Origin of the sequence: Actinomycetospora sp. CA-053990, from assembly GCF_050948445.1 — a bacterium.
GTDB lineage: Bacteria > Actinomycetota > Actinomycetes > Mycobacteriales > Pseudonocardiaceae > Actinomycetospora > Actinomycetospora callitridis.
In genome coordinates this window covers 4132947-4147832 of the sequence record NZ_CP192043.1, presented here as the reverse complement: position 1 = coordinate 4147832, position 14886 = coordinate 4132947, and the positions used below count along the sequence as shown (strand labels likewise).

Genomic DNA, 14886 nt, shown 5'->3' with positions numbered 1-14886 from the left:
CGGAGTGCTCCAGCACTCCGAAGTGCTCACATGCGCGTCAGCGCACCGAATCCAGGAAGCTGAAGAACGTCGCCGACCAGCGCTCCGCGTCGTCGACGTGCGGACCGTGCCCCGACTCCTCGAAGATCTCCATCTCGGCGCGGCCGCCGGCGGCGCGGTAGGCCTCGAGGACGTCGCGGATCTGGGTGACCATCGGCTGCGGCGGGAACACGTCGGCGCCGGGCCAGCCGGGCACGACGCCGCCCGCCCCGAGGGTGCCGAGCTCGAGCGCCGAGTTGTCGGCGACCACGACGTCGGCGCCGCCGTGGGTCCAGAGCACCGGCGGCTTCTCGGCGAGCGTGGGCAGCCACGACCAGTCGCAGTACTTCGGCGACAGGGCGTTGAGCAGGCCGCGGGTGCCCGGCGCGACGCCCGGCCAGTTCTCCGACGGCACGGCATCGCCGGGGTAGCCGTCGTCGGAGATGGTGGTCAGCAGGATCTCGTCGAGCAGGATGTCCTCGCGCGCGGGCGGCTCGCGGTGCCCGGCGCGCCAGTACGTCGCGTTCATGACGTTGCGCGGCGAGAGCGGGCTCTCCTCGGAGCGGTCGCCGTCGCGCAGGCGCTGCACGAACTCCGGATTGGCCACGCCGGCGCCGGAACCCGCGACATCGGGCCAGCAGGGACGGCCGTCGCGGAACACGCCCCCGAACCCGTACGGCGAGACCGGGTCGAGGAACGTCAGCGACGCGACCCGCCGGGCCCGGGCGACCAGGGCGATCGCGGCGCCCGCGGTGGACCAGCCGACGAGGTGCACGGGGCGGTCGATGCCGAGCGCGTCGAGGAAGCCCTCGAGGTCGTCGGCCCAGTCGCCGAGCCCGCGGGTGGCGTCGATCGGCGCCGCCTCGCTGCGCCCGAAGCACCGCATGTCCGGGGCCAGCAGCCGCCAGCGCTCGGGCGCGCCGGGCATGAGGTGCTCGTAGAACCGGCCGGTCGAGAGGTTGCCGTGGACGAGCACCACGGGCTCGCCGTCGGACGGGCCGGACTCGAGATAGTGGGTGCGGATGCGCCCGTCGACCTCGGCGGCACGCACCCCGGGCATGAGATCCATCAGGCGCTCCTGGAGGTGTCGGGCAGCCGGGCGAGCAGGGCGTCGACGTCGACCCCGCGGGGGAGCGTGCCGAACGCCTGACCGTGGTCGCCGGCGACGCGCGACGAGACATAGGCGTCGGCGACGGCCGTCGGCGCGTGACGCACGAGCAGCGCGCCCGAGAGCAGCACCGCCATCCGCTCGGTGAGACGGCGGGCGTCCCGCTCGTCGGCGTGGACGAGGTCGGCCTCGACCTCCTTGCGGCCCGCGTCGATCCGGTGGTCGACCCCGGAGACCTCCGCGCGCCACGCCTCCAGCGAGGCCGGCTCGCGGGCGAGGATCCGCAGCAGGTCGAGGGCGTTGACGTTGCCCGAGCCCTCCCAGATCGAGTTCAGCGGCGACTCGCGGAACAGCCGCGGCATCCCCGACTCCTCGACGTAGCCGTTGCCACCGAGGCACTCCAGGGCCTCGCCGACCACGGCCGTCTGACGCTTGCAGATCCAGTACTTCCCGAGCGTCACGCCGATCCGCCGGAACGCGGCCTCGTTCTCGTCACGCGGCGCCCGGTCCTGCGCCCCGGCGAGCCGCAGCGCCAGCGTCACCGCGGCCTCGGACTCGAGGGCCAGGTCGGCGAGCACCTCGCGCATCAGCGGCTGCTCGAGCAGCGTCCGCCCGAACGCCGACCGGTACCGGGCGTGGTGCGCGGCGCGCGACACCGCCGCCCGCATGCCGGCGGCCGAGCCGAGCGCGTTGTCCAGCCGCGTGCAGGCGACCATCTCGATGATCGTGCGCACGCCCCGGCCCTCGTCGCCGACCCGCCAGGCGACGGTGTCCTCGAACTCGGGCTCGCTCGACGCGTTCGACCGGTTGCCGAGCTTGTCCTTGAGGCGCTGGATGCCGAACGTATTGCGCGTGCCGTCGGGCAGCACGCGGGGCACGAGGAAGCAGGTCAGCCCGGCTCCTCCGCCTCGTCCCGTCGCTCCGTTCGCCCCGCCGGCCTGGGCCAGCACCAGGAACAGGTCGCACATCGGGGCGCTGGTGAACCACTTGTGGCCGGTGAGCAGGTAGGTCCCGTCCGAGGTGGCGACGGCCCGGGTCGTGTTCGCCCGGACGTCCGAGCCGCCCTGCTTCTCGGTCATGCCCATCCCGGCGAGCAGGCCCCGCTTGGTCGAGGGCACCCGCAGCCCGGGGTCGTGGGTCCGGCTCGTCAGCCCCGGTCCGTAGGTCGCGAGCAGCTCGGGGGCGGCGCGCAGGGCGGGAAGCACGGCGTAGGTCATCGAGATCGGGCAGCCGTGCCCGGCCTCGAGCTGCGACCAGGTCAGGAAGCCCGCCGCGCGGGCGACGTGGGCGCCCGAGCGCTCGTCGGCCCAGGGTGCGCCGGCGAAGCCGTACCCGACGGCCTCGGTCAGCAGCGCGTGGTAGCCCGGGTCGTAGTCGACCTCGTCGACGCGGTGCCCGACGCGGTCGTGGGTGCGCAGCCGGGGCTCGTTCCGGTGGGCGGCGTCGGCCCACTCCGCCGCCACGGCCGAGCCCGCGAGCCGGCCGACGGCGTGCAGGTCGTCGCGGGCCCACCCGGCGCCCTCGCGCTCGAGGCCCTCGAGCAACGGCGGGTCGGCCGCCACGTCGTGGCCGACGAGATCGGGCACCTGGTTCGAGACCTCATGCGTCGCGGGCACGGGTCGATCCGACCACGCCGCGCGCCCGTGAGCCAGGCCCGGGCGCGGGCTCGCCGCGGGCCAGCGCGACGAGCGCGGGGCGATCACGCAGGTGGTAGACGCCGCGCCCGACCGGCTCGACGATGTCGCGCGCCGCGATCGCCGCCAGCGCCTGGTTCACCGACTGCCGGGCGGCCCCGAGCCGGCTGGCCAGCTCCGCCTGCCGCAGGGGGACGACGATGAGGTCGGAGCCGGCCTGCTGCGAGGCGAGCAGGAACTTGGCCACCCGGCGGGTCACGGGCAGGGAGCCGAGGTCGGCCATCTGCTCGGTGAAGGTCTGCAGACGCTCGGCGATGTGGCGGGCGATCGCGATGCCCAGCTCGCGGTCGGCCTCGAGGAGCCCGGGCAGCACGGACGCCGGGATGCGCAGCATGCGCGTGCCGTCGACCAGGGCGCGCATCGTCGCGTAGTACGGGATGTCCGCGACGACGTTCTCGAGGCACAGGCTGTCGAACCGGCGGTCGCTGACGAAGTAGAGCATCGACTCGGCATCGGTCGGGTCGCCCCGCCACGCCCCGACCCGCCCCTGCAGGAGCACGAAGAACGCGTCCGGGACGTGACCGGACTTGTAGAGCACCGCCTCCCGGTCCAGCGTCTCGACCGTGCAGAGGCGGGCGACCGCGGCGAGGTGACCGGGATCCAGGCGACGGAACCACTCGATCTGCCCGAGCTCCTCGACCGTCGGCCGCATGGGCGAACCTTAGCGTTCCTGACGATCATTGGACCCGATCGGAACACCGCCGATCGCGCAGTCGCCGAACGGCACCGCGCAGGAGGCCGCGGGCGACCGAGCCGATCGCACCCGGCGCGCCGGGCGGACGGGCGTAGCGGGGCGGCATACCGAGCACCACCCACCGGCGGAGCAGGCGCGGGGTCTCCGGGACGGGGCGCCCGGCCGCGACCTCCTCGAAGGCCTCGGGATCGAGGCGTTCGCCCGCCGAGGTGTAGGTGCGCATCACCGCGTTCTCGAAGGTGTACCAGGCCGAGGGGTAGGAGAAGACGAGGTGCACGGCGTCCTCGTCCCGCTCGACCCGGAAGATCGGGTTGATCCGCAGCGAGCCGGCGCCGTGCGGCGTGCCGGCGATCTCGTCGGTGTCGGTGAAGACCCGCTCGTCGCGCGAGCTGACGAGGTAGAGCCACTTCTGCTCGGCGAGCCCGGCGGTGTCGCGCTCGCCGGTGAGGTCAAGCCCCCGTCCGGCGCGGTAGGCGCCGATCAGCTCGTCCTCGGAGGTCAGGCGCACGGGGGCGTCGCCGACGAGGTCGGCGTAGCCCTCGGGGGAGCGCTCGAAGGTGCTGTCGAACGGCTCGAGGAGCCGGTTGCCGAGCCGGTCGAGGATGATCGTGTCGTCGGCGGCGACGCGGCGCATCTCGTCCGCGGCCCCCTGCTGGGCGTCGAAGAGGTGGAAGGCGTCGGAGCAGAGGGACGCCGCGAACGCGTCGTCGGCGAACGGCAGGGCGTCGACGCGGTCGGCGCACACGAACCGCTGGTCGGGGGCGATGTAGCGGCGCCCGACCCAGAGCTGGAAGAAGTTCCGGTCGACCCCCACCGTCTCGACGGCTTCGTCGCGGGCGCCCAGGTGGTACATGAGGTGCCCGAAGCCGCAGGCGAGGTCGAGCACGGGGCCGCGGCCGACCGGAAGGTGGCGGGCCATCTCGATCGAGGCGACGTAGCGCGGCTGGCCGAAGCGCGCGAAGAAGTACGGGAAGATGTCGCCGGCGATCTGCTCGGAGGAGCGCGCGTAGCAGAGCTCCATCCAGTCCTGGGCCGTCAGCGCCTCGACGTCGGCCAGCATCTCCGCGACCTCGCCGCGACGGGCCTCGCGGGCCAGGTGCGGCCACGGGCCGCGCGTGAACGGCAGGCGCAGGCCCCGGCGCCGCGCGAGGCCGAACGGCACGGCCGGCGGGAACGTCAGCATCTCGATCAGCGCGTCCAGGCCGCGGTCGGCCTCCAGCATCGCGACGAGCGTGTCGTGGTCGGGGCCCTCGACCTCGGTCCGCCCGGTGACGTGGTCCTGCACGTCGACGTGACCGCGCCGCACGATCGGGATCGAGTCGAGCACGGGGTCGGTGTGGCAGTCGCAGCGCAGCAGCCCGAACCAGCCGCCGGGCAGGGGCTGGGTGGCGGTCGGGCTGAACGTCGGGGTGGTCCCGCAGTCCGGGCAGCGCAGGAGGCAGAGGCTGCGCTCGGCGGCGGTGGCGGTGGACTCCAAGAGAAGTAAAGAGTGAGTCATTGATCCCCCGAAAAGTCTTGACAAAAGGTCGCAGATGCGCTCCAGACCGTACGGAAGACCCTCGGCGCGGGGTCCCACGGGCCCCCTCGGTGCCCTCGACGGCTGACGGTGTCGCCCCTTGTCCCGGCGTCGGGCAAGAGGGCACGGTGGTCCCGATCACCTGCGTGGTGACCGCGTTCTCGAAGAGGAGAAGACACATGGCCGACGTCCCGTCGATGCGGGAACTGCTGGGCGACAACCCCCCTCAGAACTGGGGGAAATGGGGTTCCGACGACGAGGTCGGCTCGCTGAACTACCTCGACCCCGCCCAGGTGCTCCGGGGCGTGGCGAGCGTGCGCGACGGCCAGGTCTTCACGCTCCAGTGCCCGATGGGCCACCCGCACGGCGACCCCGTCTTCCCGGGTCGCGAGGGGATCAAGCGCGAGATGGTGTGGGACCAGGAGCTCTTCGAGTCGGGCAACGGCCCGAGCTTCCCGGGCGGCATCCGCGCGACCGACGACAAGGCGGAGATCTTCCTCCAGGGGTCGTCGCAGTACGACGCGCTCGGCCACGCCTGGTACGACGACACGCTCTGGAACGGGCGCTCGGCCGACACCACCAACGGCGGCGGCATGAGCTGGGCGTCGATCCTCCCGATCGCGGAGCGCGGCGTCGCCGGCCGCGGCGTGCTGATCGACATGGCGCGCCACCGCGGCAAGGACTGGCTGGACAAGGGCGAGACGTTCACCCACACCGACCTCGAGGACGCCGCCGCGAAGCAGGGCACGACGATCGAGGACCGCGACATCCTGCTCGTGCGCACGGGCTTCCTGAAGTACTTCTACGCGACGCCCGCCGAGGAGTTCTACGAGGGCTTCATCGAGCCGGGGCTGACCTACTCGCGCGAGCTCGTGGAGTGGTTCCAGAACAAGGAGATCCCGAACCTCGTCACCGACACCATCGCTAACGAGGTGACGGCGAACCCCGAGACCGGGGTGCTGCTGCCGTTGCACGCGTCGCTGCTGCGCAACCTCGGGGTCAGCCTCGCCGAGATCATCTGGCTGGACGACCTCGCCGACGCCTGCGCCGCCGACGGGCGCTGGGACTTCCTCTACACCGCGGCCCCGCTGAAGATCCACGAGGCGACCGGCTCGCCGGTCAACCCGGTGGTGATCCGCTGATGGGGATCTACGACGAACGGCCCTGGCTGCCGCGCTACCGGGACGACTACCCGCACGACGTCGAGCCGGAGTACCCGAACGCGCTGGCGATGTTCTCGGCGGCGCTGGAGCGCTCCCCGGACACCGAGATCGTCCGGTACTTCGACGGCACGCTGACCCTGCGCGAGCTCGACCGGCTCTCCGACCAGTTCGCGGTCGCGCTGGCCGACCGCGGCTTCGAGAAGGGCCACCGCCTCGCGACCTACCTGCAGAACATCCCGCAGGTGCTGATCGCCGTGATCGGGACGTGGAAGGCCGGCGGGATCGTCGTCTCCATCAACCCGATGAGCCGGACCCGCGAGCTGACGACGCTGCTCGGTGACTGCGAGGCCACCGCGCTGCTCGCCGAGGAGGACCTCTTCGGCCAGGTCGCCGCCGAGGTCGTCCCGACGATCCCGTCGCTGCGCATCGCGTGGACGACCTCCCCGCTGGAGTACCAGACGCGCCACGACCCCCGGCTGTTCGCGTCGGTCGAGCGCGTGCGCCACGAGGGCACCGAGGACCTGACCGAGGTGCTCGCCGCCGTCGGCGACCGGAAGCCCGAGCCGGTGGAGCTCGGCCTCGACGACGTCGCCTTCCTCGGCTACACGTCGGGGACGACGGGCCCGCCGAAGGGCGCGATGAACACCCACCGCAACGTGGTGTTCAACGCGCGCACCTACCGCGACTGGATCCAGCTGGGTCCCGAGGACTCCGTGCTCGGCGTCGCCCCGCTGTTCCACATCACCGGGGTCATCGGGCATCTCGCGATCGCCCTGCTCGTCCCGATCCCGCTCGTGCTCGCCTACCGCTTCGAGCCGCAGGTGGTGCTCGACGCGATCCGGGAGCACAAGCCGACCTTCTCGATCGGCTCGATCACGGTGTTCATCGCGCTGATGAACGCCCCGGGGGCGCAGCGCGACGACCTCGCGTCGATGACCCGGCTGTACTCCGGGGGCGCGCCGATCCCGCCGTCGACGATCAAGGCGTTCTCCGACCAGTTCGGGCTCTACATCCACAACTTCTACGGGCTCACCGAGACCAGCTCGCCCTCCCACGGCGTGCCGCGCGAGGCCGACGCGCCGGTCGACACGGCGTCGGGCGCGCTCTCGGTCGGTGTGCCGGTGTTCTCCACCGTCGTGCGCATCGTGCGCGACGACGGCACGGACGCCGACGTGGGCGAGGTGGGCGAGATCGTCACCCGCGGGCCGCAGGTGGTGCCGGGGTACTGGAACAAGCCCGAGGAGACCCAGAACGCCCTGCGGGCCCCCGACGGCTCGGTCGAGCTCAAGACCGGCGACGTGGGCTACATGGACGACCAGGGCTGGTTCTACGTCGTCGACCGCAAGAAGGACCAGATCAACGCGGGCGGCTACAAGGTCTGGCCCCGCGAGGTCGAGGACGTGCTCTACGAGCACCCGGCGGTCCGCGAGGCGGCGGTCGTCGGCGTGCCCGACGAGTACCGGGGCGAGACGGTGAAGGCGTTCGTCTCGCTGCGCCCGGGGCAGGAGGTCGATCCCGAGGAGCTCATCGCGTTCTGCAAGGAGCGGATGTCGGCGTACAAGTACCCGCGCCAGGTCGAGCTGATGGACGAGATCCCCAAGACCGTCACCGGCAAGCTGCTCCGGCGCGCCCTGCGGTCCTGAGGGCTTGTCCTGAGGTTCTGTCCTGAGGTTCCGGAGCGAACGGGTATCTCGCTGCTTCTAGGCGCACGAACTCCCCGTTCGCTCCGGCATCGGCCCCGCACGGCGGCGTCACGCGGAGTCCGCGACGATCGTTCGCGATGCTCCGTGTGCTCGCCGCCGTGCTGCTCGCCCTCGTCCTGACGGGGTGCGCCGACGAGCCCGTGACCGCGCCGGTGACCGCGCCCGGGTCGAGCCCCGACGCGGCGTTCCTCTCGGGGATGATCCCGCACCACGAGCAGGCCCTCGAGCTCTCGGCGATGGTCGGGGGACGGGGCGGCTCGCCGGGGCTCGAGGCGATGGCGCTGCGCATCGACCGCGAGCAGGTCGAGGAGATCGGCCAGATGCAGGGTCTGATGCGCGCTCGGGGGCTCGCGCCGGCGGCCGTCGGGATGATGCACGGGATGGCCGACCCGGCGACGCTCGCGACGTTGCGGTCGTCGCGGGGCCCGGCCTTCGAGCGCCTCTGGCTCGACACCATGATCAGCCACCACGAGGGCGCGCTGATGATGGCCCGCGACTACCTCGCCACCGGCACCGACGACACCCTGCGCCGGTACGCGCAGGTCGTGGAGAGCACCCAGTCCGGTGAGATCGAGGCGATGCGCGCGATGAGGACTAGCATCGCCGGGCCATGAGCCCTCCGCCGTCGCGGCCCGCGGTGCCGATGCTCTTCGTCGAGGTCGAGGGCGTGCTGCGCAAGACGCCCGAGGACCTGGGACGGCCGTGGCGGGGGCCGTTCGACATCGAGATCTTCCCGGACGCCGTGGAGCGCCTGCGGCTGTGGAAGGGCGCGGGCGGCCGGATCGTCGGGTTCAGTCACCAGGGCGGGGTCGCGCTCGGCGAGACCGACGAGCAGACCGCCGTGCGCACCCTCTGGACGGTGCGCGAGCGCGTCGCGAACCTCCTCGACCACGTCGTGCTCTGCACCCACCACCCCGACGCGACGATGCCCGACCAGGCGCGCTGCTGGTGCCGCCCGCCGAAGCCCGGGCTGCTCATCGCTGGGCAGCACGAGGTCGCGCTGCGCCAGCAGGAGCACTACCCGATCTGGATGGCGCTGCTGGTCGCGCGCTCGCCCGCGGCCCTGCAGGCCGCCGCGGACCTCGATCTCGACCACGTCGAGGGCGACGTCTGGCGCCGCGACGGGGGCGTGGCGGCCGAGGAGTAGTCGCGCCTCAGCTCGAGAAGCGCGTCTCCATCTCCCGGATCTCGGCGAGGCCCTCGCGGTCGGCGAAGCCGTCGAGGCCGCCGATCTCGTCGAGCACGCCCGCGGGGGTGCCGTCGGCGCGCAGCCGCGCGAGCACCGAGCGCATCGCGGTGTCCGCCGCGAGCAGCGTCGAGACGGGGAACAGGACGAGCGCGAAGCCCATCTCGGTCAGCCGCTCCAGCGACAGCGGCGGCGTGCGCCCGCCCTCGGCCCAGTTGAAGACGAGCTGGTGGCCGGCGAGGGCCGTCGCGACCTTCTCGATGTCCTGCTCCGAGGTCGGGGCCTCGACGAACAGGACGTCGGCGCCGGCGTCGGCGAATCGGCGCGCGCGGTCGATGGCGGCGTCGAGACCCTCGACGGCCGCGACGTCGGTGCGCGCGATGATCACGAGGTCCGGGTCGGTGCGCGCCTCGACCGCCGCCCGGATCTTCGCCTCCATGTCCTCGGAGGGCACGACGACCTTGCCCGCGAGGTGCCCGCACCGTTTGGGCATCACCTGGTCCTCGAGGTGCAGGCCCGCGACGCCCGCCTGCTCGTACTCGCGGACCGTGCGGACGACGTTGATCGGGTTGCCGTAGCCGGTGTCGGCGTCGGCCACCAGCGGCACGTCGACGGCCCCGGCGAGGCGGCGGGCGTTGTCGACCATCTCGGCCTGCCCGAGCAGCCCGACGTCGGGCCGGCCGAGCAGCGAGGCGGTGGTGCCGAAGCCCGTCATGTAGACGACGTCGAAGCCGGCCTGCTCGACCAGGCGCGCCGAGTGGGCGTCGAAGGCGCCGGGGGCGAGGACGGGACGACCGGAGCCGAGCAGCTCCCGCAGGCGGGCGCGGCGGTTCCCGGGGTGGCTGAGCAGATCTCCCACGGCACGGCTCCTTGTGCACAACGACGGACAGGGCCTCGCGATCGTGCCTTGTCGCGGGCGACCGCGCACCCTACGTTGCGTACAACTCGAGGGGAGGGTCATGGCGACGGCGGTCGAACGAGGGGCGGGGCGCGCGTCCGAGCGCGCGCTGGCCGACCTGCGCGAGGCGATCCTCACCGGTGACCTCGCGGCCGGTGCCCACCTCGGCGAGGTCGAGCTCGCCGAGCGTCTGGGCCTCTCGCGCACCCCGGTGCGGGAGGCGCTGACCCGGCTCGCCGCCGAGGGCCTCGTCGAGACGACGGCGCACCGCGGGGCCCGGGTGACGTCGTTCTCGCGCGACGACCTCGACGCCATCTTCGACGTCCGGCGCGCCCTCGAACCGCGCGCCACCGCCCGCGCCGCGGACCACGCCACGGCCGAGGACCTCGACGATCTCGCCGCGCTGGCCGACCGCATGCTCGCGATCGGCGCCCCGGGCCCGGACCAGGACCTCGACGCGCTCGTCGGGCTCAACCGGGCGTTCCACGCGCGCCTGCTCGACCTCGCGCGGGCGCCCGCGCTGGCCGCCGCGCTCGCCGGCGTCGTGCACACGCCGGTGGTGACGCGGACCTTCCACGCCTACGACCCGGCCTCGCTCGCACGGAGCCTCGCGCACCACGTCGAGATCGTCGCGGCCCTGCGCGCCGGCGACGGCGACTGGGCGGCCGCGGTGATGGCGAGCCACATCGGCAACGCCCGCGCGGTGATGGTGGGGCTCCGATGAGCAACCCGCACGGCTCGAGCTTCGCCGGCCGCGTCGGCTGGGGCGCCCGGCCCGCGGTGGTCGTCGTCGACCTCGTCCGCGCCTACACCGAGCCCGACGGTCCGTTCTGGCTCGACGCGCCCTCGGTGGTGGACGGCTGCGCGGAGCTGGTCGACGCGGCCCGCGCCGGCGGCCACCCGGTGCTCTGGACGATCGTGCGGTTCTCCGCCGACATGGGCGACGCGGGCTTCTTCGCCGTGAAGGTGCCCGCGCTCGCGGCCTTCGCCGACGGCGCGCCCGGCGGGTGGGGCGAGCTCGCCCTGGCGCCCGGGCCGGGGAGCCCGTCGTCCCCAAGCAGCACGCCTCGTCGTTCGCGGGCACGTCGCTGGCCGCCACCCTGCGCGCCCGGGGCGTCGACACCGTCGTCGTGGCCGGGGTGTCGACGTCGGGCTGCGTGCGCGCCACCGCCACCGACGCGTCGGCCGCGGGCTTCCGCCCGATCGTCGTCGCCGGCGCCTGCGCCGACCGGAGCGCGGCGCTCCACGAGCAGAACCTCGCCGATCTCGACGCCAAGTACGCCGACGTGATCGACCTGGACGACGCCCGGACCCACCTGCGCGCCGCGACCTGATCACGTTTCCGCGGCGCCGTGTGCCGGGGTGTCCTGCGGTGTCCCCGCGGGTGCGGTTCGTCGTGCTCGACGGCGGTGGCCGGGAGGTGTATTCCGGACCCCGACGACCCGGTCCGTCGGACCCGACCGGGCCGCCCTTGCCGCCCGAGTCCGTGCGAGGAGCGTGGTCGCCGTGAGCGAGCGTCCCCTGTCCGATCGTCGTCCCCACGAGCACGATGTCCTGGCCTGGGAGGTTCGGGGGTGGGCGGAGCCGCCGGGGCGCCGGCGCGACGTCGAGGGCTGGCACAGCCTCGCGTGGAGCGCGACGCACGACGACGCCGTCGCCGTGGCGGAGGCCGTGACGGCGGCGCACGCCTACGAGTTCGCCGAGGTCTGGGGGCCGGCCGAGACCCCGGCGGCCGGCCGGGCGCGCACGTGCGAGCGCTTCCCGGTGCCTGACGGCGACGAGCGCCGCGAGATGTGGCTGCGCGCGGCGGCCGAGCACTTCACCGACGGGATGGACCTGCCGCGGCGGACGACGGTCTGACCGTCTCCGCGAACGTGCCCAGGCGGGCGAGGTCGAAGCCGTCGGGGTAGGAGCGCACCTCCGGCAGGTCGTCGATGGTGATCGGCGTCGTGCGCGGGGCCATGCGGCGCTCGACCGCGGCCCGCAGCCGCATACCGGCCCGGGCCGCGGCGCGCTCCGCGCGGGTCGGCACCGGGTAGTGCAGCGCGCGCAGCAGGTGCGGGTCCATGAGGCAGGTGGTGGACCGACGGACGAGGGCGGCGGGTAGTGCCGAGAAGGGGGGAAACGTCGCGAGCAGCCCGAGCGTCGCGTCGGCCACCTCCCGCCCGCCGGCGGTGTGGGCGAACCGCTCGGCCTCGACGCCGTCCATGAGCGCCGCGAAGCCCGCCTCGTCCTCGGGCATGTCGCGGATGCCCATGCGCCGGCCGAGCGCGCGGTAGTGGGTCACGGCGGCCCGGCGCTCGTGCGGGTGCAGGCGCCGCCAGCCGAACTCGTCGAGCCAGCGCAGCGGGGTGACGACGAAGGTCGACAGCACGTAGAGCATGTCGTCGTTGCCGATCCCGTAGCGGCGGTGCATCTGGTTCATGCGCCGGATCGCGGTGCGGGAGTCGGGGTCGTCGAAGCCGCGGTCGACGGTGGCGCCGAGCAGCAGGACCGTGTCGTCGTAGCGCTTCTGCGTGTGGGCGGTGAATTCGCCGGTGCGCGCCAGGAGCTCGCCCACCGACGGCACCGCGTAGGTGCGGAACAGCGCGAGCCCGAGCGCCTGCCGCACGTCCCACGGGAACTCGATCGCCGCGGTGATCTTGTGGATCTCCTCGGCCTCGGTGGGGTGCGCGGGGTCGAGGGCGGCGATGCGGCGCCGCCAGGCGAAGCGGTCCACGGCGCGCCTCCCGAACGTAAGAGCGATTATCTTCGTCTGCTCGAGAACATAGAAGCTGCTACGTTTCCGCGGCAAGGGGGTGGGACGTGACGGTGACCAACCGCGACGGCTTCTTCGCCGCGGCCATGACGCTGCTGGCGCGCGACGGCCGCTCGGGGCTGCGGCTCGCGACGCTCTGCCGCGACGTGGGGGTGACCAGCGGGTCCTTCTACCACCACTTCGGCGGCTGGGACGGCTTCGTCGACGCGCTGCTCGAGCACTGGGAGACCGTCGACACGAGGCGTCTCGCCGAGCTGGCCGCGCGCGAGCCCGACCCCGAGGGGCGCCTCGACGTCCTCAAGCACCTCGCGCTGACGTTCCCGCACGAGGCCGAGACCGCGATCCGGGCGTGGGCGCACGGTGACGAGCGGGTGGCCGTCGTGCAGGCGCGCGTCGACGAACAGCGCCGGCGCGTGGTCGCGGAGGCGCTGGTCGGGGCGGGGGTCGACGCCGAGCGCGCCGACCGGCTCGCCGACCTCACCCTCGCCGTGCTCATCGGCCACCAGCAGCGCCTCGGCCCCACCGACGTCGGCGAGCTCCTGGCGCTGTTCGACGAGTTGAGGGCCTTCGGCCACGTGAGCGTTCTGGGTCGTCCAGACGACTCGTAGCACTCACGTGGAGCCGGAGGCTCCCTCGCTGCGTCGAACAGGACATGGAGGACCTCGACGCATGGCGAGCTCTGCTCGTCGCACAGCACGGCATCGTGTCTCGCCGGCAGGCGCTGGAGCACGGTCTGACGCTCGGCATGATCCGCGCCCACGTCGCCGCCGAGCGGTGGCGCCGGTTGCGGTACGGAGTGATCGCGACCTTCACCGGGCCGCTGACGCCGGAGGCCGCGGAGTGGGCGGCGGTGCTCGCCTGCTGGCCGGCGGCGCTCAGCCACGAGTCGGCCGGGAGGCGCTACCGCATGGCGCGGCCCCGCGCGGGAGCGCCGGTGCACGTGACGGTGCGCTACGGCGCGTCGACGAGCCGACACGACGACCTGGTGGTGCACCGCAGTCGCGCGTTCGACCACATCACGGCTCCGCCCGACGGCGGGCCACCGATCGTCGCGGCGGTCCACACCGCCGTGGATCTGGCGATCGCCGCGCCGACGGCACGCTCGGCGATGTCGGTCCTCCAGCGCTGCGCCCTGTCGGGGGGTGTCTCGGGCACCCAGCTCCTCGCCGCCCTGGAGCTCCGACGACCTCCGCGGTACCGCGACGCGCTGCACGATGCCGCCATGCTGATGGTCGAGGGCGTGATGTCGGCCCTCGAGTCGACGTACGTCCTCGAGGTCGAAGCGGTGCACGGCCTGCCGAGCGGCGAGCGTCAGGTGCCGGTCGTCGTCGACGGGACCGTGCTCTTCGAGGACATCCTCTACTCCGGTCCCGCGGGTGAGCTCATCGTCCGACTCGACGGCTGGCGGTTCCACTCCGACCGTCGCGTCGCACACCGGGACCGGCGCCGAGGCAACGCGGCCGAGCTGGCCGGCCGGGCCAGGCTGGTCTACGGGCCCGAGGAGGTGGAGGGCGAGCCGTGTCGCACCGCAGGAGAGATCGCCACGGTGCTGACCACGCTGGGCCGGACCGAGGGGCTCCGCCCTTGTGCGCGATGTGGGTCGCTCTGACGACCCATATCACTCACGTGGGGACCATCGCGGGTCGTGGAGCAGATCCACGAAGTTGACGTTGTTCAGCGCGCCGGTGCGGGCCTCGCGGACCAGGGCGATGGCCTCGTCGGCGTCGTAGCCGCCCCGGATCAGCGCGGCGGCGGAGAGCAGGCCGGAGCGGTTGATGCCGGCCGCGCAGTGGATCAGGACGCGCTTGCCGTCGGCCCGCAGGTCGTCGACGAGGTCGGCGAGGCTGCGCAGCGTCGTGAACGACGGCGCGGGCCCGTCCTCGATCAGCCAGTGCACGTAGAACTCGACGTCCTCCAGCGGCGGCGCGCTGCCGTGCAGGTCGAAGACGGCGTCCCAGTGCTCGCCCGGCTCGGGGCTGCCCGACTGCCAGATGCCCGGCACGATCTCGTGCGGCGGCCAGGGCGGCGGCTCGTCGGTCAGGTCGTCACGCAGGTGTGCCGGGATGTAGTCGTCGTCCCGCAGCTCCGCCACCGGTGGCCCTCCAGCCTCGTCGCACGCCGTGCTCTCGCCCTGCCCGTTCACTCACG

General features: G+C 73.4%; 17 protein-coding genes. 9 read left to right on the top strand and 8 right to left on the bottom strand.

Annotation, left to right across the window (positions count from 1 at the left end):
- Positions 1–37: 37 nt before the first annotated feature.
- Genes ACQPYN_RS21370 through ACQPYN_RS21355 form a run of 4 tightly spaced genes read right to left on the bottom strand, consistent with a single transcriptional unit; the run spans position 38 to position 4991 of the window.
- The gene (locus ACQPYN_RS21370; RefSeq protein ID WP_433027318.1) at positions 38–1087 is read right to left on the bottom strand and encodes an alpha/beta fold hydrolase; all 1050 of its coding nucleotides are present in this window, start codon (positions 1085–1087) and stop codon (positions 38–40) included.
- Positions 1087–2742, bottom strand: coding sequence for an acyl-CoA dehydrogenase family protein (locus tag ACQPYN_RS21365; RefSeq protein WP_433027315.1), 1656 nt, complete (start codon positions 2740–2742; stop codon positions 1087–1089). The genes ACQPYN_RS21370 and ACQPYN_RS21365 overlap by 1 nt, the downstream gene beginning before the upstream one ends.
- On the bottom strand, positions 2726–3472 hold the full coding sequence (locus ACQPYN_RS21360; RefSeq protein WP_433027312.1) for a Crp/Fnr family transcriptional regulator: 747 nt from the start codon (positions 3470–3472) through the stop codon (positions 2726–2728). The genes ACQPYN_RS21365 and ACQPYN_RS21360 overlap by 17 nt, the downstream gene beginning before the upstream one ends.
- 25 nt (positions 3473–3497) lie before the next feature.
- Positions 3498–4991, bottom strand: coding sequence for a class I SAM-dependent methyltransferase (locus ACQPYN_RS21355; protein WP_433027309.1), 1494 nt, complete (start codon positions 4989–4991; stop codon positions 3498–3500).
- A 218-nt stretch (positions 4992–5209) separates the two neighbouring features.
- Between ACQPYN_RS21355 and ACQPYN_RS21350 the strand changes: the two genes are divergently transcribed.
- From ACQPYN_RS21350 to ACQPYN_RS21335, 4 genes are all read left to right on the top strand, one after another.
- Entirely contained in the window at positions 5210–6172 is a 963-nt protein-coding gene (locus ACQPYN_RS21350) for a cyclase family protein (RefSeq protein ID WP_345332883.1), read from the top strand.
- A complete protein-coding gene (locus ACQPYN_RS21345) occupies positions 6172–7836 on the top strand; it encodes a class I adenylate-forming enzyme family protein (RefSeq protein ID WP_433027304.1) in 1665 nt (554 codons plus the stop codon). The genes ACQPYN_RS21350 and ACQPYN_RS21345 overlap by 1 nt, the downstream gene beginning before the upstream one ends.
- Positions 7837–7973: 137 nt before the next feature.
- Positions 7974–8510, top strand: coding sequence for a DUF305 domain-containing protein (locus ACQPYN_RS21340; RefSeq protein WP_433027301.1), 537 nt, complete (start codon positions 7974–7976; stop codon positions 8508–8510).
- Positions 8507–9043 (top strand): hypothetical protein, encoded by a 537-nt coding sequence (locus ACQPYN_RS21335; RefSeq protein WP_433027297.1) that lies wholly within the window; start codon positions 8507–8509, stop codon positions 9041–9043. The genes ACQPYN_RS21340 and ACQPYN_RS21335 overlap by 4 nt, the downstream gene beginning before the upstream one ends.
- A 7-nt stretch (positions 9044–9050) precedes the next feature.
- Here ACQPYN_RS21335 and ACQPYN_RS21330 read toward each other — a convergent pair whose 3' ends face one another.
- Positions 9051–9941, bottom strand: a complete 891-nt coding sequence (locus ACQPYN_RS21330) for an isocitrate lyase/PEP mutase family protein (protein WP_433027294.1) — start codon at positions 9939–9941, stop codon at positions 9051–9053.
- Positions 9942–10041: 100 nt separating this feature from the next.
- Between ACQPYN_RS21330 and ACQPYN_RS21325 the strand changes: the two genes are divergently transcribed.
- Positions 10042–10704, top strand: coding sequence for a GntR family transcriptional regulator (locus tag ACQPYN_RS21325; RefSeq protein WP_433027291.1), 663 nt, complete (start codon positions 10042–10044; stop codon positions 10702–10704).
- A gap of 82 nt (positions 10705–10786) precedes the next feature.
- Here the strand turns inward: ACQPYN_RS21325 and ACQPYN_RS21320 are convergent, their stop codons facing one another.
- Positions 10787–10918, bottom strand: a complete 132-nt coding sequence (locus ACQPYN_RS21320; protein ID WP_433027288.1) for a hypothetical protein — start codon at positions 10916–10918, stop codon at positions 10787–10789.
- A gap of 69 nt (positions 10919–10987) precedes the next feature.
- Here ACQPYN_RS21320 and ACQPYN_RS21315 point away from each other — a divergent pair, with 69 nt between their 5' ends.
- Both ACQPYN_RS21315 and ACQPYN_RS21310 read left to right on the top strand, forming a co-directional pair.
- Positions 10988–11314 (top strand): isochorismatase family protein, encoded by a 327-nt coding sequence (locus ACQPYN_RS21315; protein WP_433027285.1) that lies wholly within the window; start codon positions 10988–10990, stop codon positions 11312–11314.
- A gap of 172 nt (positions 11315–11486) precedes the next feature.
- Positions 11487–11840: a hypothetical protein gene (locus tag ACQPYN_RS21310; protein WP_433027282.1), complete on the top strand. Its 354-nt coding sequence runs from the start codon at positions 11487–11489 to the stop codon at positions 11838–11840.
- Here the strand turns inward: ACQPYN_RS21310 and ACQPYN_RS21305 are convergent.
- Positions 11800–12699, bottom strand: a complete 900-nt coding sequence (locus ACQPYN_RS21305; protein ID WP_433027279.1) for an oxygenase MpaB family protein — start codon at positions 12697–12699, stop codon at positions 11800–11802. The two genes, ACQPYN_RS21310 and ACQPYN_RS21305, sit on opposite strands and share 41 nt — an antisense overlap.
- 86 nt (positions 12700–12785) lie before the next feature.
- Here ACQPYN_RS21305 and ACQPYN_RS21300 point away from each other — a divergent pair, with 86 nt between their 5' ends.
- On the top strand, positions 12786–13346 hold the full coding sequence (locus tag ACQPYN_RS21300; protein WP_433027276.1) for a TetR/AcrR family transcriptional regulator: 561 nt from the start codon (positions 12786–12788) through the stop codon (positions 13344–13346).
- A 95-nt stretch (positions 13347–13441) separates the two neighbouring features.
- Positions 13442–14347, top strand: a complete 906-nt coding sequence (locus tag ACQPYN_RS21295) for a hypothetical protein (RefSeq protein WP_433027273.1) — start codon at positions 13442–13444, stop codon at positions 14345–14347.
- 9 nt (positions 14348–14356) lie between these two features.
- Here the strand turns inward: ACQPYN_RS21295 and ACQPYN_RS21290 are convergent, their stop codons facing one another.
- Positions 14357–14830, bottom strand: coding sequence for a protein-tyrosine phosphatase family protein (locus ACQPYN_RS21290; protein ID WP_433027270.1), 474 nt, complete (start codon positions 14828–14830; stop codon positions 14357–14359).
- Positions 14831–14886: the final 56 nt, after the last annotated feature.